This window comes from Gorillibacterium massiliense (assembly GCF_000455485.1).
In the GTDB taxonomy this organism is placed as follows: domain Bacteria; phylum Bacillota; class Bacilli; order Paenibacillales; family NBRC-103111; genus Gorillibacterium; species Gorillibacterium massiliense.
Map to the genome: position 1 here is coordinate 1 of NZ_CBQR020000182.1, position 920 is coordinate 920.

Genomic DNA, 920 nt, shown 5'->3' on the forward strand with positions numbered 1-920 from the left:
TGGTTCGTGTTCACCGTAGCCTTCGTCGCGGTCGTATTACCCGACAGGGAAGCGTCCTCCGCCTCATACTTCTGGGAGGTGGCGGAAACCGTGGCGCTGCCCGACAGCGCAATCGCTTTAGTCGAAGCCGAGCCTGCCGTGAGCTTCACGTAAGTGACGTTGCCGTATACATCCTTGCCTGTCGTCCAGCCCTCGCCTGCGGCAACACGGAGCGCATTCAGGTCGGCATAGCTCGTCATGGCCGTCGCGTTGTTCGTTAAGGACGTTGCTGCGGTGCCGTGCAGCTTCACGATGTAGGACTGCAGGGCGGGCGTATAGCTGCCCGATTTGGCGCCGAGCGTGAATGAGTAGGCGTTGCTACCGGTTTTTTGCGTGGTCATCGGCTGCTTGAAGTAGACGCCGCTCTCATAGTTGTAGCTGACGCCATCGTCGTCGTAGTAGGTGAAGCTGGAAGACTGCGTATCCGGGAACACATCGACATCGACGCTCGTCACCGACGACTGGCCAACGTAATCCTGCTGTTTTTGCGTGGGAATGATCGCCCCTTGCTTGATGAACAGCGGGATATCCGTCAGGCTGTCCGGGTTGATCGAATACTTGATGGTTTGGCCGCCGGTGTAGACCGTGCCCCGGAAATAATCAGTCCAAATACCGGCCGGCAAATAAATACTCTTCGAGGTTTGCTGCTTGTCGACGACGGGCGCTGCCAGCAGCCAATCGCCGAACATCCAGGCATCCTTGTCGTCCTTAGCAATCGCATCCGTCGGGTAATCGTAGAAAATCGGATGCACCAGACCGTTTCCCGTCTCGTAGGCGCTGCGTTCATAGGCGTACATGTACGGAATGAGTGAGTAGCGCATCTGGATGGCTTCCTTGGTCGCTTCCTCCGCTGTCGAGCCGTAATACCAAGGTTGGCGCTG

The 920-nt window shown here is 57.5% G+C and carries 1 protein-coding gene; it reads right to left on the reverse strand.

Annotated features, from left to right (window positions below):
• Positions 1 to 920 (reverse strand): glycoside hydrolase family 31 protein (locus TJ79_RS25530; protein WP_155988036.1); only part of this gene is annotated, 920 nt, incomplete at both ends.